Origin of the sequence: Pseudacidovorax sp. NFM-22, from assembly GCF_021401245.1 — a bacterium.
Lineage (GTDB): Bacteria > Pseudomonadota > Gammaproteobacteria > Burkholderiales > Burkholderiaceae_C > Xenophilus.
Genome location: NZ_JACBFY010000007.1, coordinates 258,329 through 281,143, shown reverse-complemented (window position 1 = coordinate 281,143; position 22,815 = coordinate 258,329). Strand labels below are relative to the sequence as shown.

Below are 22,815 nucleotides of genomic sequence, written 5' to 3'. Positions count from 1 at the left end.
GGTCGAAGCGATGTAACCGTTTACAGAATTGTGGGTGATTGACGGGTGACGATCAACCGCGCCGCGGGCGGAGATGGGGTGTTTTTTATTGGGGTTTGCCCTTGAAAACGGTGCTTCAGCCGATGTACCTGTTTTATGTAAACTGTTTCATCGATGAAGAACAAATCCGTCGGCATCCGCGAAGTGGCGCAGCACGCGGGCGTGTCCACTGCCTCGATCTCGCGGGCGCTGAACAGCCCCGAATCGGTGAGCCCGGCCCTGCGCCTGAAGGTGGACGCGGCCATCGCTGCGCTGGGCTACATCCCCGACGCGGCGGCGCGGGCGCTGTCGTCGCGGCGCACGCGCACCATCGGCGCCATCATCCCGACGGTGGACAACGCCATGTTCGCGCGCGGCATCGAGGCGCTGCAGCGCTACCTGTCGCTGCAGGGCTACCTGCTGCTGCTGGCCACCAGCGGCTACGACCCCGAGGTCGAGTTCCGCCAGGCGCAGAACATGGTCAGCCGCGGCGTCGACGGCCTGATCCTGCGCGGCGACATGCACACCGAAGGCCTGCGGCGCCTGCTGGCCACCCAGCGCATGCCCTTCGTGAACGTGGGCGTCTACCACCCCGACAAGCCCTATGCCTCCATCGGCGCCAACAACGAGGACGCCGCCTGGCGCGCCACGCGCTACCTGATCGGGCTCGGCCACACGCGCATCGCCATGGTGGCGGCCATGTCGGCCCACAACGACCGTGCCTCGGCCCGCGTGGCCGGCGTGCGGCGCGCGCTGAAGGAGCAGGGCCTGCCGCTGCCCGACGACTGGTACTACGAGGTGCACTACCGGCTGGACGATGCCCGCCAGGCCGCGCGGGCGCTCATGGCCCGCCCCGAGCGTCCGACGGCGGTGGTCTGCGGCAACGACGTGCTGGCCTACGGCGTGCTGCTGGAGGTCGAGCGCCACGGCCTGCAGGTGCCCGGCCACATCTCGGTCATGGGCTTCGACGACCTGGAGTGGAGCCGCCACCTGCGGCCCAGCCTCACGACCATGCACCTGCCCACCGACGAGGTGTGGACGCGGGCCGGCGAGCACCTGGTCAAGCAGCTCAGTGGCCAGCCCTGCGTGATGCACCACGAGGTGGATGCGACGCTGGTCGTGCGCGAATCGACCGCGCCGCCGCGCGCCAGTGCCTGAGGGTCGGTGGCGCGCAGGCCGTGTCAGTGGGCGTGCAGCGCCCCAAGCGCGAGCGAACCGCCCGTGGCCACCAGCAGCGCCGCCACGCCCCAGCGCAGCGCCGCGGCCGGCACATGCGGCTGCAGGCGCAACGCCAGCCGCGTGAGCACCTGCACCAGCGGCAGCGCGATGGCCGACAGCAGCACCGCCCGCAGCGAGAAGCCGCCCGTGGGCACGTTCAACACGATGCGGGTCAGCGCATTGGCCGCGAACATCAGCAGCAGGCTGCGGCGCACCACGTCCAGCCCCAGCGGCTGGCGGTAGAGGTGGTAGACGATGGGCGGCCCCGAGGTGCCGAACAGCCCGCCCATCAACCCCGACACCAGCCCGGCGACCGCGAACTGCCGCGGCGGCGCCAGCGTGGCCCGCACGGCGCCCCGGCGCAGCAGCACCAGCGCGCACAGCACGATCACCACCCCCAGCAGCAGCTTGAGCGCCGTGGTGGCGCCCGCGCTCAGCCAGTGCAGCAGCACCAGGCCCAGGCCCACGCCGACGCAGCTCGTGAGCATGGCCGGCTTCATCAGCGTCCAGGGCACCGGCTGCCGGTGCGCGCGGAAATAGGCCCAGGCATTGGCCAGCGTCAGCACCGTCGCCACGTTGGCCGCATCGGCCACCGAGGCCAGGTCGAAGCTGGCTACCAGGCTCAGGAAGACCAGCCCGAAGGCGAAGCCCGAGAGCGTCTGGGCGAAGGTGGCGATGGCGACGCACAGCAGGTACAGGGCCAGCGTGGCGGGCGAACCGAGAAGGGCGGCGAGCGAGGTGAGCGAGGGCGGCATGCGGGAGAGGAAGTCGGCCCGGCGGCCGGCACAGGAGCCTCGACGGCTGAGCCCATTTCGGCCGACGCCGAAAGGCCCAGGGGCTCAGTCCTTGTCGGCGAGGCCCAGGTCGCGGATGAGTTTTCCGTAGGCCTCGGATTGTTGCGCGGCGAAGGCCGCGAAGCGCGGGCCGTCCAGGTAGGCGGGCGGCGTCTCCAGGCGTTGGGCTTCGCTCTTGTACGCCTCGCTGGCCAGCGCGGCCTGACAGGCCGACTCCAGCCTGGCCAGCACGGGCGCGGGCAGGCCCTTGGGCGCGATCACGCCGCCCCAGATGGAGGCCGTGATGGGCCAGCCGGCCTCGGCCATGGTGGGCACGTCCGGATAGCCGGGCAGGCGCTGCTCGGCGAACACGGCCAGCGGCCGCAGGCCGTATTGCTTGGAGACGGTGGGCGTCTCGCTGAACAGCATGACCTGCTTGCCCAGCAGGCCGGTGACCATCTCGCCCGAGCTCTTGTAGGGCACGTGCAGACCCTTGGCCTGCGCCTTGTCGAGCAGCATCTCCATGGCCAGGTGCAGCAGCGTGCCGCGGCCGGACGAGCCGTAGGTGAGCGTGCCGGGGTTCTTGCGCGCGAAGGCCAGCACGTCGGCCACGCTCTGGAAGGGCGACTCCTTGGGCACCATCATCATCAGCGGCACGGCGTAGGTGCGGCAGACGTGGTCGAAGTTCTGGTGGCTGTAGCCGGTCTTGCGGATGGCCGGCTGCAGCACCTCGGGCCCGATCACCGACAGGCCCACGGTGTAGCCGTCGGGCCGGGCGCGCATGAGCTGCAGCATGCCGATGGCGCCGCCCGCGCCGGCCTTGTTGTCGACCACCATGGCCTGGCCCAGCTGCTCGCCCATGTGGCGCTCCAGGATGCGGGCCATGATGTCCGAGGTGCCGCCGGGCCCGAAGGGCACGACCAGGGTCACGGGCTTGTCGGGATAGGTGGGCTGCGCCTGCGCCGGCAGGGCGGCGGCACAGGCCAGGGCGGCCCACAGCAGGCCGCGCACGGCGGCCGGTCGGATCTTCATCGTTGTCTCCTTGAATGGGGTCGGGCGCGCGTCAATACACGCTGCTCTCGAATCCCTTGGCGAGCGAAGGACGGATCGCCTCGATGAAGGCCGTGGCCTGCCGCATCATCATTCCCATGTCCGAGGCCACGGCCACGAAGTCGTAGCCGAGCTGCACGAAGCTGCCCACCATCTGCGGCGTGGGGCCCACGATGCCGCAGGGCTTGCCCACCGCGCGGCAGCGCCGGGCCACGTCGGCGATGACGGCCTGCACGTCCGGATGGGCGATGTTGCCGATGTGGCCCATGTTGGCCGACAGGTCGCCGGGGCCGAGGAAGAGCGCATCCACGCCCGGCACGGCGGCGATCTCCTCCAGCGCGGCGACCGCCTGCGGCGTCTCGAGCTGGATGATGGTGAACACCGAGTCGTTGGCGCGCTGGCCGTAGTCGCGCGCCGTGCCGTAGCCCGAGGCGCGGTGCACGGCCGCGAAGCCGCGAACGCCCTGCGGCGGGTACTTGGCGTACGAGACGGCGCGCGCCGCCGCCTCTGGGCTGTCGACGAAGGGCACCATCACCGTCTGCGCGCCCATGTCCAGCGCGCGCTTGAACAGCACGGCCTCGTTGGCGGCCAGGCGGGCCACCGGGCAGGCGTCGGTGCCGGCGATGGCCTGGAGCACGGCGAGCGTGTCCTTCTCGTCCATGGGCACATGCTCCAGGTCCACCAGCAGCCAGTCGAAGCCGGCGCGGCCCATGGCCTCGGCGGTGCTGGCGGCGCCGGACATGAGCCAGGTGCCGAGCGGCGCGCCGGGCTGGGCCAGGCGGCGGCGGAAGGGGTTGTCGAGCAGGTCGGGATAGGCAGGCATGCGTCGGGTCAGTAGATGGGCGGTTCGGGGGTGGCGGCGTTGCCGGCGAGCACGTCGAAGTCGCAGCCCAGGTGGGCCTGGGTGACTTCGCGCTGGTAGATGCGGGTGAAGCCGCGCACATAGGGCTGGGGCGGCGGCGTCCAGTCGCGCCGGCGGGCGGCGAGTTCCTCGTCGGGCACCAGCAGCTCCAGGCGGCGCTCGCCGATGTCGATGCGGATCAGGTCGCCCGTGCGCACCAGGGCCAGCGGACCGCCGACGGCGGACTCGGGCGAGATGTGCAGCACGCAGGTGCCGTAGTGGGTGCCGCTCATGCGCGCGTCGGACAGGCGCAGGATGTCGCGCACGCCGCGCTGCAGCAGCTTCTTGGGCACGGGCAGGTTGCCCCATTCGGGCATGCCGGGGCCGCCCACCGGGCCGCCGTTGCGCAGCACCAGCACGCTGTCCTCGGTGACGTCGAGCGCGGGGTCGTTGATGGCGGCCAGCATGTCGGCGTTGGAGTCGAACACCAGCGCCGGCCCGGTGTGGCGAAGCAGCCGCGGGCTGGCGGCCGAGGGCTTGATCACCGCGCCATCGGGCGCCAGGTTGCCGCGCAGCACGGCCAGCGCCAGGCCGGCCTCGGGGCAGTCGGCGGGGGCGGCCACCACGGGCTGGTCGAGCGGGCGGATCACGGCGTCGTCCAGCGGCACGGCGCCGGCGATGTTCTCGCCCAGCGTGCGGCCGGTGCAGGTCTGCGCGTCCAGGTCGAGCACGCCGGCGATGCGCTGAAGCAGCGCGGGCAGGCCGCCGGCGTAGTAGAAGTCTTCCATCAGCCGGTCGCCGGCCGGGAAGAGGTTGGCCAGCACCGGCACCCGGCGCGCCATGTCGTCGAAATCGTCCAGCCCGAGCGGGATGCCGGTGCGCCCCGCCATGGCCGGCAGGTGCACCGCCGCGTTGGTCGAGCCGCCCAGCGCCATCCAGGTCGCCACGCCGTTGAGGAAGGACGCGCGGGTGATGAAGCGCGAGGGCTTGAGGTCGTCCCACACCATCTCGACGATGCGCTGGCCGCAGGCCCAGGCCATGCGGGTGTGGCTGGCGTCCATGGCCGGGATGCTGCTGGCGCCCGGCAGCGTGAGGCCCATGGCCTCGACGATGGCCGTCATGGTGCTGGCGGTGCCCATGGTGTTGCAGGTGCCGGGCGCGCGCGTCATGCGGGCCTCCAGGGCGATCCACTCGGCCTGGTCGATCTCGCCGACGGTGTACTTCTCCCAGTACTTCTTGGTGTGGGTGCCGGCGCCCACGCTCTGGCCCTGGTAGCGGTCGTTGAGCATGGGCCCGGCCGGGCAGAAGAGGGCGGGCACGTCCATCGACAGGGCGCCCATCACCAGGCCCGGCGTGGTCTTGTCGCAGCCGCCCAGCAGCACCACGCCGTCCAGGGGCAGGCTGCGGATCAGCTCCTCGGCCTCCATGGCCAGGAAGTTGCGGTAGAGCATGGTGGTGGGCTTGACCATCACCTCGCCCAGGCTCATGGCGGGCAGCTCCAGCGGATAGCCGCCCGCCTGCAGCACGCCGCGCTTGATGGCCTGCGCGCGCTCGCGCAGGTGGGCGTGGCAGGGCGACAGGTCGCTCCAGGTGTTGAGGATGCCCACGATGGGCCGCCCCATGAATTCCTCGCGCGCCAGCCCCTGCTGCTGCATGCGCTGGCGGTGGGCGAAGCCGCGGATATCGTTGCTGGCGAACCAGCGCTGGCTTCGCAATTGATCGATGCTGCGGCGCACGCGTCTTCCTTTCAATCCATCTTCACGCCGGCGTCCTTGACCAGGGCGCGCATGGCGGTGCCGTCCTTGCGGATCAGCGCTTCGAACTCGTCGGGGGTGGAGTTCAGCACCTCGTAGCCCTGGGCCTCCAGCGGCTGGCGGAAGGCCGCCTGCTGCAGCACGGCCACCGATTCGCGATTGAGCCGCTGCACGATGTCGGCCGGCGTGCCGTGTCGCACCAGGATGCCGTTCCACACCACCGAGACCACGCCCGGCACGCCTGCCTCCGCAAAGGTGGGCACGTCGGGCATCACGGCAGAGCGCTTGGTGTCGGCCACCGCCAGCACCCGCACCTTGCCGGCCTGCCTGTGGCCTGTGACGGCCGGCAGGTTGTTGAACATCATGGGGATCTGCCCGCCCAGCACATCGGTGAGGGCCGGCGGGCCGCCCTTGTAGGGCGCATGCACGAGCTGCGTGCCGCTGTTCTTCTCGAACAGCACGCCCGCCAGGTGCATGGTGTTGCCGTTGCCGGCCGAGCCGAAGACCAGCCGGCCGGGCTGCGCCTTGGCCGCGGCCACCACGTCGGCCACGCTGCGGTAGGGCGTTTGCGCGCCCACCAGCAGCACATTGGGCATCTGGTGGGTGAGGGTGATGGGCTGCAGGTCCTTCTGCGGCTCGTAGCCCATGCTGGCGTAGAGCTGCGGATTGATGGCCAGCGTGCTCAGCGAGCCCAGCAGCAGCGTGTAGCCGTCCGCCGGCTGGTTGCGCGCCACGTAGGCCGAGCCGATGTTGCCGTTGGCGCCGGCGCGGTTGTCGATCACCACCGGCTGGCCCAGCCGCTCGGACAGCCCCTGCGCGAAGCTGCGCGCGAACTGGTCGGCCACGCCGCCGGCCGGGTAGGGCACCACCAGCGTCAGCGGCCGCGTGGGGTAGGCCGCGGGCTCGGCCGCGGCGGCCGGCCCCAGGGCGCAGGCAGCGCAGGCGGCCAGGCCCAACTGGGCGAACAGGCGGCGGTCGACGGGCATGGGAGTCTCCTGATTGGGGATGTCAGCGGTAACTGTTACCGCTAACATGCTGTTAGTCTAGGCGCCTGGGCCGCTTGCCGGCCATCGGTGCTAACCATGAAGCCTGCCTCCTCGTCTTCTTCGTCCTCCTCCGCGCCCCGCGCACCGCGCCGCAAGGCGGGCACGCACACCATCCATGACGTGGCCGCCCTGGCCGGCGTCTCCGCGATCACGGTGTCGCGCTACTTCAATGCGCCCGAGAAGGTGTCGGCCGCCGCGCGCGAGCGGCTCAAGGAGATCGTGGACCGCCTGGGCTACGTGCCCAGCCAGATGGCCGGCGGACTGGCCGCGGGCCGCGGCCGCGTGGTGTGCGCCGTGATGCAGAACATCGCCAGCAGCACCTTCGCCGACCTCGTCAACGGCATGACGGACGAGCTCAAGGCCTCGGGCCTGCAGCTGCTGCTGGCCAATGCCCAGTACTCGCGCGAGCTGGAGGAGTCGGCCATCCGCACCTTTGCGGGATGGCACCCGAGCGCGCTGATCCTGACGCGCGACGACCACACGCCGGCGGCCGAGGCCATGCTCCAGGCGCTCCACATCCCGGTGGTGGAGGCCTGGGGCCTGGTGGAGGGCCGGCCCTTCCACCAGGTCGGCTTTCCGCATCCCGAGGCGGGCGTGCAACTGGCCGAGCACTTCCTGGCGCAGGACGCGACGCGCATCCGCTTCGTGCTGCCGCGGGCCAGCCAGGACTTCCGCGCCGAACAGCGGGCCGCCGGCTACCGCGAGGCCATGCAGGCCGCCGGCCTGCCGCCCGATGTGGCCGTGGCCGAGGTCGACGACGACTACGAGGCGGGCGCCCGCGTGATGGCCGCGCATGCCGCGCAGGCGCCGGGTGCCCGGCCGCAGGCGCTGGTCTTCGCCAACGACAACATGGCGGCCGGCGCCATCCTGGAGGCGCCTTCGCTGGGCCTCGCGCTGCCGCGCGATGCCGCCATCGCCGGCTTCGGCGACGCACCGATCTCGGTGCGGCTGCGGCCCGCGCTGACCACGCTGCGCCCCGCCCGCTACGAGATCGGCCAGCAGGCGGCCCGGCGCGTGCTGGGCCTGCTGGCGGGCGGGCGCGACGAGGCGGCGGTGGCCACCCGCACGCTCGTGCCCTGTACGCTGGTCGTGCGCGACAGCAGTCGCGTCGGGCGCTGAGGCGCGGGCCCGGGGCAGCGCTTCACGGATCGAGCAAGCTAGCTGTCGACCGATGCGGGCTCGCGGGTGCCTTCGGGCGGCTGCGTCAGCGCAGCCACGGGCACCGGCTCGCTGTAGAGATAGCCCTGCAGCTCGTCCACACCCAGCTGTCGCAGCATGGCTGCCTGCGCCTCGGTCTCCACGCCCTCGGCCACCACGCGCTTGTCCAGGGCGGTGGCCAGCGCCACGATGGCGGAGGCGATGGCATAGGCCGTGGGTTGGCGGCCGAAGGCCTGCACGAAGCTCTTGTCGATCTTGAGCGTGTCCAGCGGCAGGGTGCTCAGGTAGCTCATCGCCGAATAGCCGACGCCGAAGTCGTCCAGCGCGATGTCGAAGCCCATGGCGCGCAGCCGTCCCAGCTTGTGCACGCAGCCCTCGATGTCGCGGAAGAAGGCGCCTTCGGTGATCTCCAGTTCGATGGCGCCGCGCGCCTGCGGAAACTCTGCGGCCAGGGCCTCCACCTCCGGCAGGAAGTCGCGGTGCGCCAGCTGCAGCGGCGAGAGGTTGACCGACAGCCGCGTGAGCGGCGGACTGGCCTGCATGCGCCAGTGGCTGACCTGCTGCATCGCCTCGCGCAGCACCCACCGGCCGATCTCGCCGATCAGGCCGGCCTCTTCGGCGATGGGGATGAAGCGGTCGGGCGGGATGCGGCCCTTGAGCGGGTGCTGCCAGCGCAGCAGCACCTCGGCCGAGGCGACCGCGCCGTCGCTGGCACGCACGCGCGGCTGGAAGAGCAGGAAGAACTGTCCCGCCGCCAGCGCGCCGGCCAGGTTGCGGCGCAGCTCCAGCCGCTCGGCCGTGGACGCGTTCAGCGTGCTCGTGTAGTCGACCACGCGGTTGCGCCCGCCCGTCTTGGCGGCGTACATGGCGGCGTCGGCGTTCTTCAGCAGCGTCTCGTGGTCGCGACCATGGTCGGGAAAGGCCGCCACGCCGATGCTGGCGCCGATCTGCACGTCGAGCGTGTCGATGCGGAAGGGCTGCTGCAGGGCCGCCAGCACGCCGTGCAGCAGCGCGTGCAGGGCCTCGGGCGGCTCGTTGCACAGCAGCAGCACGAACTCGTCCCCGCCCATGCGGGCCAGGTGCGCGTCGGCCTTGGCCAGGCTCGTGCGCAGCCGGTAGGCCACCTGCTGCAGCAGCCGGTCGCCCACGCTGTGGCCATAGGCGTCGTTCACGTCCTTGAAGCCGTCCAGGTCGATGAAGGCCAGGGCCAGGCTTTGGTCGCGGCGCGCGGCGCGCTCCATGGCCTGGTCCACGGCGTCGACCAGGCCCAGGCGGTTGAGCAGGCCGGTGAGGCTGTCGACCACGGCCCGTGCCACCAGCTGACGCTCGCGCTCGTCCGCCTGCACCGCCACGGCGAGCCGGGCGCACAGGGCGTCGAGCTCGTGGCGGGTGCGCGCGGGCCACGGGGCGCCGTCGGCGCTGGCCACCTGCAGGGTGAAGGTGCTGTCCGGCCGCTGGGCCACGGGCAGCACCTCGACATGCCACGGCGCGACGGGCGACGACGCCTGCGACGGCGGTGCGCGGCGCAGGCGCCGGTGGTCGGCGTCGAGCACCAGCGCCTCCGGCGGCGCCCCGTCCCTGGGATGGATGCGCAGCGTGAACTGCAGCTGCGGCGCCGACTGCGCCAGGTGCTGCAGTGCCAGCGCCGCGATGTCGTGCAGCGGCTGGCGCGCGAGGATGGCGGTGTCCATCTGCGCGAGCACCTGCGAGAAGGCCAGGTCGGCGCCGATCTCGCCCACCATGCCGTTGAAGGAGTCCGCCAGCTCGCGGAACTCGTCGGTCATGGCCGAGGCATCGACGCGCTGGCCGAAATCGCCGGTGCGCACGGCGCGCGTGGCCTCGATCAGCGTCTCCAGCGGCAGGGTGATGCGCCGGGCGTAGAAGGAGCTGGCGATCAGCGCCAGCAGGAAGGCCAGGCCCGTGGCCTGGGCCAGGGCCGCGCCGGTGCCGAGCGGCAGAAAGCGATAGGCATTGCGCTGCGGCGCGGCGCTGATCAGCCAACTCGCCCCTTCGAACACGGGCGCGAGGTACAGCGGCCGGGTGTGGGCCAGTGCCAGCATGTCGCCCTCGAGCGGCGTGAGGCAGTGCGGACCGGGCGCCTGTTCGCTCTGGAGGCAGATCGTGTGGCTGCTGCTGGCCAGGTTCTCCAGCAGGTATTCCGGCCGCATGCGGCCTTCGACCATGCCGCCATCGGGTGCCGCCACGCGCATCACGGGGCGCATGCCGATCCCACCCGGCAGAGGCTGAAGCAACACTTCGCTGCGTTCATGGGCGGGCGCCTCGCGCAGGGACGTGATGCCCTCGAACACCTTCGCGGCCTGCAGCTCCAGCGCCTCGTTGGGGGCGCCCGAGGCCTGGGCCTGCGCCCGGGCCCGCAGCAGCAGCTCGGCCGCGCGCAGGCGGTCGAACAGGTTCAGGCTCGCCGCCTTCGTCGTCTCGGCCATCAGCCGCTGCGTGGCGCGGCGCTGCAGAGCGTCGGTCAGCTCGTAGGAGATGAGCGACACCGCCAGCAGCGGCAGCGCGACGATGCCGAAGGCGCCCAGGAAGATGCGCCAGCCCCAGCGGCTGCGGAAGACGACGGTGAAGCGCTGCCAGGGCACGGGCACCGTCGTCAGTAATCGGCGGCCTTGCCGATGAAGGCGCCGTCGTTCGCCCGGATGATGTCGTCCTGGCTGGCCTGGGCCGTCAATGGCGGCACGCTGCGCCCGTCGGGCCCCATGCTGTAGAGGTCGAAGTCGCTGTTGAGCGGATGCAGCGCGCGGTCCTTGCGCTTCTGGCCCACCGTGGCGTCGGCCATCGACAGGTACTGGTAGGGGTTGCCCCAGGGGTCGGGCTGGGTCCAGCCGATCTGTGCCAGCGAATCCGGAAAGCCCTTGCTGTCCAGGCCGTACATGCTCAGCTTGGCGGCGATCACGCCGATGTCGCGCACCGCGTCGGCCACCTTCATGCGGTCGCGGTAGTCGGCATAGCGCGGCAGGGCGATGCCCAGCAGCACGCCGATCAGGCCGATGACCATCATCAGTTCGAGCAGGGTGAACCCGAACAACCACCGTCGACGGGTGGTGGCGGCGCGCAGCCGTTCTCTCATTCGCGCAGGCATCCAGAAGTCAGTGGGGAATACCGACAGCATCCTATGAATGTAAAAAAATGAAAGCAGGACAGATGCTATTTCTGACACGGCGCAGTGTCTGTGTCGGCAGCGGACCGCGCCTGTGCTGCAATGCCAGCGGTTGCAAACTCGACACGATTTCATGCCGCGGCGCCCGAAGACGACCCGACCCGAGCCCGCCGACGCCGCAGCGCAGTTGCTGCTGTGCCATGGCGCTTCGGCCCTGTGCGTCTATGACGCGCAGGAGCGCATCACGCGCTGGAACGCGCGCTACCCCGAGTTCTTCCCCGAGGTGGCGCCGCTGCTGAAGGTCGGCCTGCATTTCACGGACACGGTGCGTCCCTTCCTGCGGCTGCAGCATCCCGCTGCGGGTGCGCAGGAGATCGAGGAGGGCGTCGCGGCGGCGCTGCGCCGCCATCGTGCGCTGGAGGGCCCGGTGCGCTACCAGCGCGCGGACGGCGGCCGCTGGCTGGAACTGCGCATGTTTCCGCAGCCAGACGGCGGCCGCATCAAGATCTGGAACGACGTCACCGCCGAGCAGCAGGCGGCCGCCGATGCCGGTGACCGCGGCATGCTGGAGCTGCTCACCGTGGCCCATGTGGGGCTCATCGTCCATGACGCGCAGGGGCGGCTGCTCTACAGCAACGCGCGCTACTTCTCCGAGATGTTCCTGCACGTGCTGACCGCGCTGCCGGACGTGCGCACGCGCGGCACCCACGCCGCGTTCTGGCGGCAGTTTGCCGAGATCTTCGGGGGCGACCCGGCCTACGAGGCTCTGTGCGGCCTGCCCGGGGGTGGCCGGCTGCCCCGGCCGGTGACGCTGCAGGCCCGCACCGGGCACTGGTTCCGCATCGCCGAGGAGGACTGGCGCGGCGGCGTCGCCTCGGTCTGGACCGACGTGACCGACCTCATGCAGCGCGGCCAGGCGCTGCAGGCGGCCTACGGCGAGGTGATGGCGCTCAATGCCCAACTGCGCGACCGGGCCGAGACCGACAGCCTGACCGGCCTGCCCAACCGGCGGCACTTCGAGTCGGCCCTGTCGCGCGCGCAGCGGGCCGTCGACGAGGGCGCGCGGCATGCGGTGGCCGTGGTGGACATCGACCGCTTCAAGTCGATCAACGACCGCTTCGGCCACGACGTGGGCGACCGCGTGCTCACCGAGGTGGGACGCTGCATGCGCACGGCGCTGCGGCCCGGCGACGTGCTGGCCCGCCCGGGCGGCGATGAATTCGCCATCGTGCTCCAGGATGCCGGCCTGGACGAGGCGGCGGCCCGCGCCCGGACCTTGTGCGCCGAGGTGGAGCGCCTGTCCTTGCCGGGAACGGCCGACCAGGCGATCCGCACCAGCGTCTCGGTCGGCGTGGCCGCGCTGCGCGCCCTGGGCGACCCGGCCGAGACGATGCGTGAAGCGGACCTGGCCATGTTCGAGGCGAAGAAGGCCGGCCGGAACCGGGTGGGCGTGGCGGGATGAGGGCTGGACGGGGCGGCGCCCGCGGGGCGCTGCCCGGTGCACACGGGGCTGCCGGTACTGCCTTGAATCACTCAATGTGTATTATGTAAAATTAAGAAGAAGCATCGAGCCGTAGCCGGCCTGCTGCCGCGCAGCCCGCCGGCAGCCTGTGCCCTTCGGCAAGGACAACGCCGTGGACCTCGCGAGCCCATGGGCGCCGAAACGCCGAACGCCGAACGCCGAAGCGCCGCGGCGGTCCGACGGTTCACGCCTTGGCCCGCGGCTTCATGCGGAAACTCACGCCCATGCGGTTGATGGCGTTCATGGTGGCGATCGTGAGCGTCAGGTCGACGAGATCCTTCTCGCCGAACACCGCCAGCGCGGCCGCATAGGCATCGTCGCTGGCGTGGGTCTCGCTCACCCGGGTGACCTCCTCGGACCACGCCAGCGCGGCACGCTCCTGCTCGGAGAACAGATAGTGCGCCTCGTGCCATACCGGAACGAGCACGAGCTTCTCGACCGACATGCCTTCGGCGAGCAGGTCCCGCGTATGGATGTCGATGCAGTGCGCACAGCCGTTGATCTGCGACACGCGCAGGAAGACCAGGTGCGTCAGCAGGCTCGGAAGCCCGGTGCCCTTGCTGACGAAGTGGTGCAGCGCCCCGACAGCCTTGGCGCCCTCGGGAGATGCTTGGAACCAGACAGCGCGATCCATGAAACGGTTTCCTTCGATCTTTGGGGTGGGACGGAGGCCGCAATCGACCTCCCACCCCTCAGACGTTCGACGCGAAGGCGCTGTGACAGGCGACTGACCCGTTCCAATGCTTCGACCTGCGGGCGCAGATCGCATCAACGCCCGGCCTGCTGCACCTCGTACCGCAACTCCGCCATGCCCGGGCCCATCCGGTCGACGGAAACCAGGCGCAGGCCTGAACCGACCACGCGGCGGGGAAACAGCGGTTTTCCCTTGCCAAGGGTGGCAGACCCGATCTGGACGATGAGTTCATCCAGCAGGCCCGCGTCGTGGAACTGACCCGCCAGGTCGCCGCCCCCCACGATCCAGATGTTCAGGTCGCCCGCCGCGGCCTGCATCTCGCGGTGCACGGCGCGCACGTCGCCGCTCACGAACCGGATGTCCGCGCCATCGATCGCCGGGAGCGTGCGGCTCGTGAACACCCAGGCCGGCTGGGCATAGGGCCACGGCGAACCCATTTCGGCTGCCACCTTCTCGGCGTTGCGAACCATCCATTCGTAGGTGGAAGAGCCCATGGCCAGGGCGCCGACGTTGGCGATGAATGCTGGATAGCTGGACTCGTTCACGCTCCCCAGGGCGAAGAGCCAGTCGAGCGAGTCGTCCTCGGTGGCGAGAAAGCCATCCAGGCTTGTGGCGGTGTAGTACTGGGTCTTCATTGTTCTTTGCTGCAGGGTTTGAGTGGCAGCGGCCGGCTGTGCCTGGCCGGCCGTGGGCACGCCCGAGCATAGTCATCGGCGCACCGGCCGTCGCCCTCGCCCCTCTGCCCTGCGGCGCCGCCCTTGCCCGCTGCCGGAGCGACTCCTCAGCCCTGCCCCACCGCCCGCCCCTGCCGCTGCGGCATCAACACCTCCTCCACCCACCGCGTGCACACCCCGCGCGCCACGAAATCCGGATGCGCCAGCAGCTCGCGGTGAAAGGCCGCCGTGGTCGCCACCCCCTCGACCACCAGTTCCGCCAGCGCCTGCCGCATGCGCGCGATGGCCTCCTCGCGGGTCGGAGCGTGCACCACCAGCTTGGCCAGCAGCGAGTCGTAGTACGGCGTGACGACCAGCCCGTCGTGCGCGTGGCTGTCGCAGCGCACGCCCTCCCCCGTCGGCGCGACGAAGCGCGTCACCGTGCCGGGGCGTGGCAGGAAGTTCTTAGCCGGGTCCTCGGCGTTGATGCGGCATTCGAGGGCGTGGCCTTGCAGGCGCACGTCCTCCTGCGTGAACGACAGCGGCAGGCCCGCGGCCACGCGCAACTGCTCGGCCACCAGGTCCAGGCCGCTCACCATCTCGGTCACCGGATGCTCGACCTGGATGCGGGTGTTCATCTCCAGGAAGTAGAAGGCGCCGCTCGTCTCGTCCAGCACGAACTCGACGGTGCCTGCGCCGTGGTAGCGCACGGCCCGCGCCAGCGCGAGCGCGGCCTGGGCCATGGCCTCGCGCGTGGCCGCGTCGAGGCGGGGCGACGGGCTTTCCTCGATCAGCTTCTGGTGCCGGCGCTGGGTGGAGCAGTCGCGTTCGCCCAGGTGCACGAGCGCCCCGTGGCGGTCGCCCATCACCTGGATCTCCACATGGCGGGCGCGCTCGATCAGCTTTTCGACATAGAGCGTGGCGTCGCCGAAGGCCGCGCCCGCCTCGGCGCTTGCGCTGGCAAAGGCGGCCGCCAGTTGCGCGGGCTCGCGCACGATGCGCATGCCCCGGCCGCCGCCGCCCGCGCTGGCCTTGAGCAGCACCGGATAGCCGGTGCGCGCCGCCTCGGCCTCGGCTGCTGCGAGATCGGGCAGCGCGCCCGAGCCCGGCACGCGCGGCACACCCGCGGCCGCGGCCATGCGCGTGGCGGCGATCTTGTCGCCCATGGCCTCGATGGCCTCAGGCGAGGGGCCGACGAAGACCAGGCCGGCCTGGGCGCAGGCGCGGGCAAAGCCGGCCCGTTCGGACAGGAAGCCGTAGCCGGGATGCACGGCCTGGCAGCCGCTTTCCACGGCCGCAGCCACCAGCCGCTCGATGTCGAGGTAGCTCTGCGCGGCGGGCGCGGGCCCGATGCGCGCCTCGGCGCCGGCCAGGCGCGAGGCGAGCCCGCCCGCGTCGGCGTCGGACACGGCGACGACGGCCTCCAGGCCCAGCGCGTGGCAGGCGCGCACGATGCGCACGGCGATCTCGCCGCGGTTGGCGACCAGCACCCGGCGCAGCGCGCCGCCCTTCTCTGTAACCGGGCCGCTCATGGCTGCTTCTTGAGCAGGTGCAGCTCGCCCAGCAGCGCACGCGCGCCCTCGGCCTCGCTGTCCAGGTATTTGACGGCCTCGGCGGCGCCCATGAAGCGCGGGCGCCAGTAGTTGCGCGCGAGGAAGGCGTTCCACTCCGGCGTGGCGGAGCTGCGGCGCAGCACGCCTTCCCAGAAGGCGATCTGCGCCGGCGTCATGCCCTTGGGCCCCTGCAGGCCCTGCGACGAGGCATAGACCGCGTCCACGCCCTGCTCGCGCCAGGTGGGCACGCCGGCCAGGTCGCCGCCCAGCCGCTCGGCCGAGGCCACCGCGAGCACGCGGATCTTGCCGGCCTTGAGCTGCGGCACCACGTTGATGGCCGAGGCCGAGACCACGTCCAGGTGACCGCCCAGCAGGTTGGTCATGGACTCGGCCGAGGACTTGTACGGCACCACCGTCAGCCTGGCGATGTCCACGCCCGCCACCTGCAGCGGCTTGGCGATGGCCGCGTGGATGTGGTTGCCGATGGAGGTGGCCACGCCGATGGACAGCGCCGCCGGGTTCCTGCGCAGCGTCTCGACCAGGTCGCGGCCACTCCTGATGGGCGAGTCGGCGCGCACGGCGACGGTGATGTATTCGTCGAACAGGATGGCCAGCGGCGTGAAGTCCTCGTAGCCCAGCGACACCTCGCCCACCAGCTTGTTGTTGATCGACGAATGCGTCAGCGTGGCCAGCAGGTGGCCGTCGCCCGGCTTGGCGGCCAGCGCACCCATGGCCACCATGCCGGCGCCGCCCGGCTTGTTCACCACCAGCATGGGCACGGGCAGCAGCTTGTCGCGGTCGATCAGGGACTTGATCTCGCGCGCCGCGGTGTCCAGCGCCGCGCCGGCACCGGCGGGCACGATGTATTCGACGGTGCGCTCGGGTTTCCAGTCCTGCGCCGTGGCCATCAGGGGCAGCGCGAGCAGCAGGCCGGCGATGCTGCGCCGGAGGCGGGAAAGGGCCATGGGTTGTCTCCTTGCTTGTTCTCGGGATGGCGCGTCAGGCGCGGGCGCCGCGCGTGTTCTCCAGCACCGCCCGGGCATCGGCCATCCAGTCGCACAGCAGGGCCCGCGTCTCGCGCGGGTCGATGATGTCCAGGATGCCGAAGTGCTCGGCCGTGCGGAAGGGCGAGCCGATGCGGTGGTAGCGCGCCTCCAGCGCGGCGCGGGCGGCGGCCGGGTCGGCGGCGGCCTCGATCTCGGCCTTGTGGGCCGCGTCCACGCCGCCTTCGATCGGGATCGAGCCCCAGCGCGCCGACGGCCAGGCAAAGCGGTGGTTCAGCGCCGGGAAGTACTTGGGCGCATGCATGCCGCCGGCCATGCCGAAGGCCCGCCGCAGGATGATGCTGAGCCAGGGGATGCGCACGTCCTCGATGGTCTGCACCACGCGGACGGCGCCCAGCAGCGTGCCGGCCAGCTCGGCCTCGGGGCCGGTGGCGTTGCCGGGCTGGTCCACCAGGTTGACCATCGGCAGGCCGAAGGTGTCGCACAGCTTGGCATGGCGCTCGGTCTTGTAGGCCGCGGCCAGGGTCATGGCGCCGCCGGCCACCTTGGGGTCGCTGCAGAGCACCCCCACCGGCCAGCCGTCCAGGCGCGCCAGCGCCGTGATGATGGAACCGCCCTGCCAGCGCCCGATCTCGAACACCGAGTCGCGGTCGAACAGCGAGGCCATGATGCGGCGCGGGTCGTAGATCTTGCGGCGGTCGTGGGGGATGGCGTTCTTGAGCCAGTCGTCCGCGCGGCCCGGGTCGTCGGTGGGCGTCATGCGCGCCGGCAGGCGGTGGGCGCTGGCAGGCAGGTAGCTCAAGAACTGCCGCACCTGGCGCAGCGCATCGGCCTCGTCCACGGCTTCGTTGTGCACCAGCGCGCTCTTGCGATGGACCTTGTAGCCGCCGAGGTCGTTCTTGTCGACGTCGATGCCATAGGCCTGCTTGACCACCGGCGGGCCGGCCGCGAAGACCTGGGCCTGGTCGCGCACCATCACCGAGAAGTGCGACAGCAGCACCTTCACGGCGCCCAGCCCGGCGCAGGCGCCCAGCGCCACGCCGACCACCGGCACGGTCTTGAGCAGTTCCACGCCCGGCCAGTTGCCATAGCCGGGAATCTTGGCGGCGGCCTGCTGCATCAGCAGCTTGACGCTGCCGCCGGCGGTGTCCACCAGGCGCACCAGCGGCATGTGCTGCGCCAGCGCCAGGCGCTCGGCATAGATCCACTTGTCGGAGAGCGTGCCCTCGGACGAGCCGGCGCGGATGGTGTAGTCGTCGGCCGAGACCACGATGCGGCGGCCTTCCATGCGGCCCGTGCCGATGATGGCGTTGACGGGCTGCAGGTCCAGCAGCCGGCCTTCCTCGTCGTAGCGGCCACGGCCGGTGATGCGGCCCAGCTCGCGGAAGCTGCCGGTGTCCAGCAGCGTGTGGATGCGCTCGCGCGCCGTCTGCCGGCCGCGCGCCTTGTGGCGGGCGACGGCCTCTTCGCCGCCCATGCGGGCGGCCATCTGCCGGCGCTGCTGCAGCTCGGCCAGTTCGTCGGCCCATTCGCCGCTGGCATCCAGTTCAAGGGACGGGGTCGTGGCGTTCATGAAGCCTCCTGGGCGCAAAGGGTGGCCGCCAGTTCGTCGCGCACGGCCTGTGTGTGGGCCCCCAGTTCGGGGCCGGTGTGACGGATGCGGCCGGGCGTGGCCGACAGGCGCGGCACCACGCCGGCCTGGGTGGTGTGGCCCAGCGCCGGATGCGGCACCTGCTGCAGCATGGCGCGCGCCGCGAACTGCGGGTCCTGGAAGATGTCGGCGATGGTGTAGATGCGCGAGGACGGCACCTCGGCCTCCTGCAGCAGGGCCTCCAGCGCGGCGCCCTCGAAAGAGGCCGTCCACTGCGCGATCAGCGCGTCGAGCGCCTGCATGTTCGGCTTCTCGCCCCGGCTGCGGATGGTGCTGAAGCGCGGGTCGTCCAGCAGCCCGGGCTGGCCCATCAGGCGCACCAGCCGCTCGAAGGTGCGGTTGCTGTTGGCGGCGATGAGCACATAGCCGCCGCCCTGCACCGGGTACAGGCTGTTGGGCGCCATCGAGGGCAGGTTGGGCCCCTCGCGGGTGGGCACGACGCCGAGCTGCTCGTAGGCAGGCACCAGCGGTTCGAGCTGCGTGAAGGCGGCCTCGTAGAGCGCCACATCGACCACCTGGCCACGGCCCGAGCGGCTGCGCTCGTGCACGGCCGCGAGCGCGCCGAAGGCGGCATAGGTGGCGCTGAGGTAGTCGGTGGCGGCCACGGCCACGCGGGCCGGCGGGCGGTCCGGGTCGCCGGTGAGGTGGCGCACGCCGCCCAGCGCCTCGCAGATGGCGCCATAGCCGGGGCGCTGGGCATAGGGCCCGTCCTGGCCGTAGCCGCTGATGCGCACCATGATCAGCCCGGGGTTCTGCGCCGAGAGCGCCTCGTAGCCCAGGCCCAGCCGCTCCATCACGCCGGGGCGGAAGTTCTCGACCAGGATGTCGGCCTGCAGGATCAGCGCCTGGGCCAGCGCGCGGTCCTGCGGGTCCTTGAGGTCCAGCGCCACGCTGCGCTTGTTGCGCAGGATGGAGGCGGCGTACAGCGACACGTCGCCCTCCGCGCTGGGCACATGGCGGCCCATCTGCCGCACCGGGTCGCCCTCGGGCGGCTCGATCTTGATCACGTCGGCGCCGAAGTCGCCCAGCAGCCGGGCGCAGGCGGGGCCGGCGATGGTGCTGGCGATCTCGATCACCTTCAGGCCCTGCAGCGCGCTGCCGCGGGGGGCGGGATCGTCCGAGGCGCGACCCGCGCGTTGCGCGCGGTCGGCCTGCGGACCCTTGTCGTCCGGATTCCGGGTCATGGTGCCCTTTCGTAGGTTGTCTCCGGGCGGGATTGAAGCATCCGACATTCGTATTGTCAACAATCTTATTGGTGACTACAATTCGGGCTTCAACAAGGCCATCAAGGAGACGCCATGAACACCACCCTGCAATCCGAAGTCACCGGCACCGTCTGGAAGATCGAAGTCCAGGAGGGCGACACCGTGCTGCCCGACCAGTCCCTTCTGGTGCTGGAGAGCATGAAGATGGAGATTCCCGTCTGCGCACCCGCTGCCGGCGTCGTGCGGCAGCTGCTGGTGAAAGAGGGCGAGGCGGTGGCGGAGGGCCAGCCGGTGGTCGTGCTGGGCTGACAAGGTCCGGGGCCCTGCGCAGGCCCAAGCCGGGGCGCACCGGTGGCGCCCGGCGGGCTACGCGCCGCCGGCCTGTTCCTCGAGGCGCCGCGCCGCCTCTTCCGCCGAGGCCTCGCTGCGCGCGCGGGCCAGCTGCATCATGCGGGCCGTGTCGCCCTGCTCCAGCGCGTCGCGCGCCTCGATCCACAACTGCACCGACTGCTGCCGCCGCTCCACCGAGGCCAGGCCCAGCTTGCTGTAGCGCAGCGTCTGCAGCGACAGCGCCGCGATCATGCGGCGCAGCCGCTCGTTGCCGGCGAAGCGGGCCGTCAGCTGCAGCAGACGGTGCACCGTCTCCGCGTAGGCGTCGCCGCCCTCGGGCGTGGTCGACAGCGCCTCCAGCCGCGCCACGCCGGCGCGCATGAGGGCCAGCAACTCGGGCGGCCGCTGCGACGCCACCTTGCGCACCACCACGTCGAACAGGCCGGCGCGGATCTCGAACAGCTCCCGCAGCTCCTGCGCCGTCAGCACCGCCACGATGGCGCCGCGGCGCGGCAGCACCTGGATCAGGCCCTCGCGCTCCAGGATGCGGATCGCCTCGCGCACCGGGCCGCGGCTGATGGCGAATTCGTCGGCCACCTCCTGCTCGCCCACCCTGGCGCCCGGCGCCAGCTCGCCCGAAAGGATCCGGTCACCGAGCCGGGCCGCCACCTGTTCGGGCACCGTCAACGTGAGGCCGGATGCGTCGGCAAAGAGCCGGAACGCCACCTCCTTCTCCCAGCGGGAAAAGTCGGCGTCGGCGAGGAGGTCGGAAGGATGGGGCACAGGACGAGGATCAATTCAGGCGGTCAACCTGCGCATTGTCAACAAAGTCTGGCCCTCCCACCAGCCATGCCCGGCGCGGGCGCTGACCTGTTTCTGACCGGCTTCATTTACGTTTGTTAACTACGCTACAGAAACACTTGTGTTTCGGCTGCGGCCCGGGAACCCGCTGCCTACGATCCGCCCCATCAAGGTCAAGGAGTCGGTTCATGGGCAGTCGCGGCATTGGGCATGGAGGCGCGTGTGCAGAGCACGACGCTCCGCCCGTGGCGCTGACGCAGGCCCCGCTGCCCGCCGGCGCTGTCGCGCCTCATCCTGAAAGCGGTTTCTGCGCCGCGGCCCGGAGCGCGCCGCCGCTGCGCGCGGCCTTTCTCTCGATCACCAACGCGGCCGCCATCGCCGAGGCTTACGGCGCGGTGGCGGCATCCAGCCTCAGTGCCCAGTTGCTCCATGGCGTGCGCGAGTGGCTCGGCCACCCGCTGCGGGCCGAACGCGTGGCCGACGATTGCCTGGTGCTGTGGATCGATGGCGATGCCACCGCGCTGGAGCGCGTGCTGGCCCGCGCCGGGCGCGAGTCCTTCCCGGTGGACGGCCAGGCCTGCCTGCCCGCGCTGCATGCCGACTGGCTCGACATCGAAGGCGACCAGGCGCGGATGCTGACGCCGGAAGAGTCCGCCTACGCCCATTTCGTCGCCACCCCGAGCCCCAGCGCGGCCGGTGGCTGGCAGGCGGCCGCCGACCGCTTCCGCGCCGACATGTCGGCCGCGAGCGAACTGGCCGGCGCGCTGGGCGCCAGCCGCGTCGCGCTGGACTGGCAGGAGGTGGCCAACGCCCAGTCGCCCGGCGACAGCCTGTGCCTGCGGGGCACACCCTGCCTGGTGCCGATGGCCGAAGGCATGCAGGCACTGTCCAGCGACATCTTTGTGCCGGCCCTGGAGCGGCTCAACCTCACGCGCCACCTCGACCGGACGATGGTGCTGCTCACCCTCGCCCGGCTGGACCGGATGACCCGCCTGCACCTGTCCTGCCGCATCTCGCCGCTGAGTGCGCTGGACGACGCCTACTGGACCAGCGTGTTCGATGCCCTGGCACAGCGGCCGGCCATGGCGCGCCGCTTCACGCTCGAGATCGGCGGCCGGGCCGCGCTGCCGGCGCTGGAATCCACCCGTGCCTTCTGCCAGAAGCTGCGCGAGCGCGGCGTGCGCATCGCCGTCTCGCGCTTCGGCAGCGGCAGCGACAGCATCGGCCTCGAAGGCCTGCAGGCCTGCCGGCCCGACATGCTGGTGCTGGACGAACTCTGCATCCTGCGTGCCCGCCATTCGGAGGCCGGCCGGCAGGAGCTTCGCGACATGGTGCGCACCTGTGGCGCGCTGGTGCCCCACACCGTCGTCGCCGGTGTCGACGGCGAACAGGATCTGGCGCATGCCCGGGCTGCCGGCGCGCAGTGGGTCTGCGGCCGCGGGGTGCCCCGCAGCCCCGTCCGGCGCGAGGCAGTGGCGTTGGGCCGCCCCACCGCGAGGCGCGTGGCGCCGCTGGCGGTCGCCGCGGCGGCGCCCGAGGTGGCCCGGCCCCCCATCGATTTTTGGCATTGAGGAGATTCGCATGAGCAGCTTCGCCGGCCTTCGGGCGCGACCCGAGACGCGCCCGCCGTTGATGACCCCCGTCCGTACGCCCACGCCGCTGCCGGGGACGGTCTCTCCCTGGGCCGGCCTGCGCGAGCGCGGCCCGAAGGAGGCGCCCGCCGCCCGCAGCGCCTGCACCTGCGGTGCCGCGGCCGACGGCGCCTGCCACGAGGGCGAAAGCCTGGATCTCATGCTCCAGCACCAGTACCGGATGCTGGAGCAGGCCATTGCCGAGCAGGCGAGCCGCCACTCCCGCGTCGCCGCCGCCTCGGCGGAGCCCGCCTTGGCGCCGCTGCTGGAGCAACTCGAATCCCCGGGCGCATCCGCGGCCGGCCTGAACTTCGCCGACCACCGGCTGGTCGACGAGGGCTGGACGCTGGTGCTGCCCGGCGCCGGCCTGCGCATGCCGCTCAACAGCGAGGAGCGGCTGCTGATGATGTCGCTGGCCCTCACGCGCGGCCACCGCCTCGGCCGTGGGGCGATGCAGGCCATCTTTGCGGCCTACCAGCTCGCCGACGACGTCGCCGCCATCGACCAGGTGGTGCGCAGCCTGCGCGGCCGCGCGCGCATCGCCGGCGGCCATCTGCCACTGCGCGCCGTGGGCGGGGGCTACCAGTTCGGTGGCGTGGGCACCCGGCCGCCGGGCCGCCCGCCAGGCAGCGGCCGCTGGCTGCGTTCGGCGGCCCCGTCGCTCTGAAGATCCGTGCGCCACTGGGGCGCACCGCGCCCGTGCGGCCTGAAAGGTGCTTGTGTGGCCGGCAGCCAGCGACGCTGGGCGCCCGCCGGGCACCTCTTCCCCGAAATCCGGTTTGACGTGAAGCTGCT

At 71.6% G+C, this 22,815-nt stretch carries 20 protein-coding genes; 6 read left to right on the top strand and 14 right to left on the bottom strand.

All coding sequences use genetic code 11. From position 1 onward, the window contains the following. Positions 1 to 153: 153 nt before the first annotated feature. A complete protein-coding gene (locus L0984_RS24210) occupies positions 154 to 1,176 on the top strand; it encodes a LacI family DNA-binding transcriptional regulator (protein ID WP_234196900.1) in 1,023 nt (340 codons plus the stop codon). Positions 1,177 to 1,199: 23 nt separating this feature from the next. Here L0984_RS24210 and L0984_RS24205 read toward each other — a convergent pair whose 3' ends face one another. From L0984_RS24205 to L0984_RS24185, 5 genes are all read right to left on the bottom strand, one after another. Continuing rightward, positions 1,200 to 1,991, bottom strand: a complete 792-nt coding sequence (locus L0984_RS24205) for a sulfite exporter TauE/SafE family protein (protein WP_234196899.1) — start codon at positions 1,989 to 1,991, stop codon at positions 1,200 to 1,202. A gap of 84 nt (positions 1,992 to 2,075) precedes the next feature. Next, the gene (locus L0984_RS24200; protein ID WP_234196898.1) at positions 2,076 to 3,041 is read right to left on the bottom strand and encodes a tripartite tricarboxylate transporter substrate binding protein; all 966 of its coding nucleotides are present in this window, start codon (positions 3,039 to 3,041) and stop codon (positions 2,076 to 2,078) included. Between the two features lie 31 nt (positions 3,042 to 3,072). Further along, positions 3,073 to 3,882, bottom strand: a complete 810-nt coding sequence (locus tag L0984_RS24195; RefSeq protein WP_234196897.1) for an HpcH/HpaI aldolase family protein — start codon at positions 3,880 to 3,882, stop codon at positions 3,073 to 3,075. A gap of 8 nt (positions 3,883 to 3,890) precedes the next feature. Then, entirely contained in the window at positions 3,891 to 5,636 is a 1,746-nt protein-coding gene (gene araD / locus L0984_RS24190; protein WP_234196947.1) for an L-arabinonate dehydratase, read from the bottom strand. A gap of 11 nt (positions 5,637 to 5,647) precedes the next feature. Beyond that, positions 5,648 to 6,640 carry a Bug family tripartite tricarboxylate transporter substrate binding protein gene (locus tag L0984_RS24185; protein ID WP_234196896.1) on the bottom strand — a complete coding sequence of 331 codons (993 nt, stop codon included), beginning with the start codon at positions 6,638 to 6,640 and terminating at the stop codon, positions 5,648 to 5,650. A gap of 96 nt (positions 6,641 to 6,736) precedes the next feature. Here L0984_RS24185 and L0984_RS24180 point away from each other — a divergent pair, with 96 nt between their 5' ends. Further along, positions 6,737 to 7,819: a LacI family DNA-binding transcriptional regulator gene (locus tag L0984_RS24180; protein ID WP_234196895.1), complete on the top strand. Its 1,083-nt coding sequence runs from the start codon at positions 6,737 to 6,739 to the stop codon at positions 7,817 to 7,819. 38 nt (positions 7,820 to 7,857) lie between these two features. Here the strand turns inward: L0984_RS24180 and L0984_RS24175 are convergent, their stop codons facing one another. After that, positions 7,858 to 10,464, bottom strand: coding sequence for a putative bifunctional diguanylate cyclase/phosphodiesterase (locus L0984_RS24175; RefSeq protein ID WP_234196894.1), 2,607 nt, complete (start codon positions 10,462 to 10,464; stop codon positions 7,858 to 7,860). 5 nt (positions 10,465 to 10,469) lie between these two features. After that, complete coding sequence (locus L0984_RS24170; RefSeq protein WP_234196893.1) at positions 10,470 to 10,946, bottom strand: prepilin-type N-terminal cleavage/methylation domain-containing protein; 477 nt, start codon at positions 10,944 to 10,946, stop codon at positions 10,470 to 10,472. A gap of 163 nt (positions 10,947 to 11,109) precedes the next feature. Here L0984_RS24170 and L0984_RS24165 point away from each other — a divergent pair, with 163 nt between their 5' ends. After that, positions 11,110 to 12,438: a GGDEF domain-containing protein gene (locus L0984_RS24165; protein ID WP_234196892.1), complete on the top strand. Its 1,329-nt coding sequence runs from the start codon at positions 11,110 to 11,112 to the stop codon at positions 12,436 to 12,438. A gap of 244 nt (positions 12,439 to 12,682) precedes the next feature. On the opposite strand, the gene L0984_RS24160 is transcribed toward L0984_RS24165, so the two are convergent. From L0984_RS24160 to L0984_RS24135, 6 genes are all read right to left on the bottom strand, one after another. Continuing rightward, on the bottom strand, positions 12,683 to 13,132 hold the full coding sequence (locus tag L0984_RS24160) for a carboxymuconolactone decarboxylase family protein (protein WP_234196891.1): 450 nt from the start codon (positions 13,130 to 13,132) through the stop codon (positions 12,683 to 12,685). A gap of 134 nt (positions 13,133 to 13,266) precedes the next feature. Then, the gene (locus L0984_RS24155) at positions 13,267 to 13,827 is read right to left on the bottom strand and encodes a dihydrofolate reductase family protein (RefSeq protein WP_234196890.1); all 561 of its coding nucleotides are present in this window, start codon (positions 13,825 to 13,827) and stop codon (positions 13,267 to 13,269) included. A 146-nt stretch (positions 13,828 to 13,973) separates the two neighbouring features. Further along, positions 13,974 to 15,377 carry an acetyl-CoA carboxylase biotin carboxylase subunit gene (locus L0984_RS24150; RefSeq protein WP_234196889.1) on the bottom strand — a complete coding sequence of 468 codons (1,404 nt, stop codon included), beginning with the start codon at positions 15,375 to 15,377 and terminating at the stop codon, positions 13,974 to 13,976. Then, entirely contained in the window at positions 15,374 to 16,363 is a 990-nt protein-coding gene (locus tag L0984_RS24145; RefSeq protein WP_234196888.1) for a tripartite tricarboxylate transporter substrate binding protein, read from the bottom strand. The genes L0984_RS24150 and L0984_RS24145 overlap by 4 nt, the downstream gene beginning before the upstream one ends. Positions 16,364 to 16,397: 34 nt before the next feature. After that, on the bottom strand, positions 16,398 to 17,975 hold the full coding sequence (locus L0984_RS24140) for an acyl-CoA carboxylase subunit beta (RefSeq protein WP_234196887.1): 1,578 nt from the start codon (positions 17,973 to 17,975) through the stop codon (positions 16,398 to 16,400). Beyond that, a complete protein-coding gene (locus tag L0984_RS24135; protein ID WP_234196886.1) occupies positions 17,972 to 19,237 on the bottom strand; it encodes a CaiB/BaiF CoA transferase family protein in 1,266 nt (421 codons plus the stop codon). Before L0984_RS24135 ends, L0984_RS24140 begins: the two co-directional genes overlap by 4 nt. Before the next feature lie 114 nt (positions 19,238 to 19,351). Between L0984_RS24135 and L0984_RS24130 the strand changes: the two genes are divergently transcribed. Beyond that, positions 19,352 to 19,567 (top strand): acetyl-CoA carboxylase biotin carboxyl carrier protein subunit, encoded by a 216-nt coding sequence (locus L0984_RS24130; protein ID WP_234196885.1) that lies wholly within the window; start codon positions 19,352 to 19,354, stop codon positions 19,565 to 19,567. A gap of 57 nt (positions 19,568 to 19,624) precedes the next feature. On the opposite strand, the gene L0984_RS24125 is transcribed toward L0984_RS24130, so the two are convergent. Beyond that, positions 19,625 to 20,371 carry a GntR family transcriptional regulator gene (locus L0984_RS24125; protein WP_234196884.1) on the bottom strand — a complete coding sequence of 249 codons (747 nt, stop codon included), beginning with the start codon at positions 20,369 to 20,371 and terminating at the stop codon, positions 19,625 to 19,627. Between the two features lie 263 nt (positions 20,372 to 20,634). Here L0984_RS24125 and L0984_RS24120 point away from each other — a divergent pair, with 263 nt between their 5' ends. Further along, entirely contained in the window at positions 20,635 to 21,960 is a 1,326-nt protein-coding gene (locus L0984_RS24120) for an EAL domain-containing protein (protein ID WP_234196883.1), read from the top strand. 10 nt (positions 21,961 to 21,970) lie between these two features. Continuing rightward, positions 21,971 to 22,687 carry a hypothetical protein gene (locus L0984_RS24115; protein WP_234196882.1) on the top strand — a complete coding sequence of 239 codons (717 nt, stop codon included), beginning with the start codon at positions 21,971 to 21,973 and terminating at the stop codon, positions 22,685 to 22,687. The last annotated feature ends 128 nt before the right edge of the window (positions 22,688 to 22,815 follow it).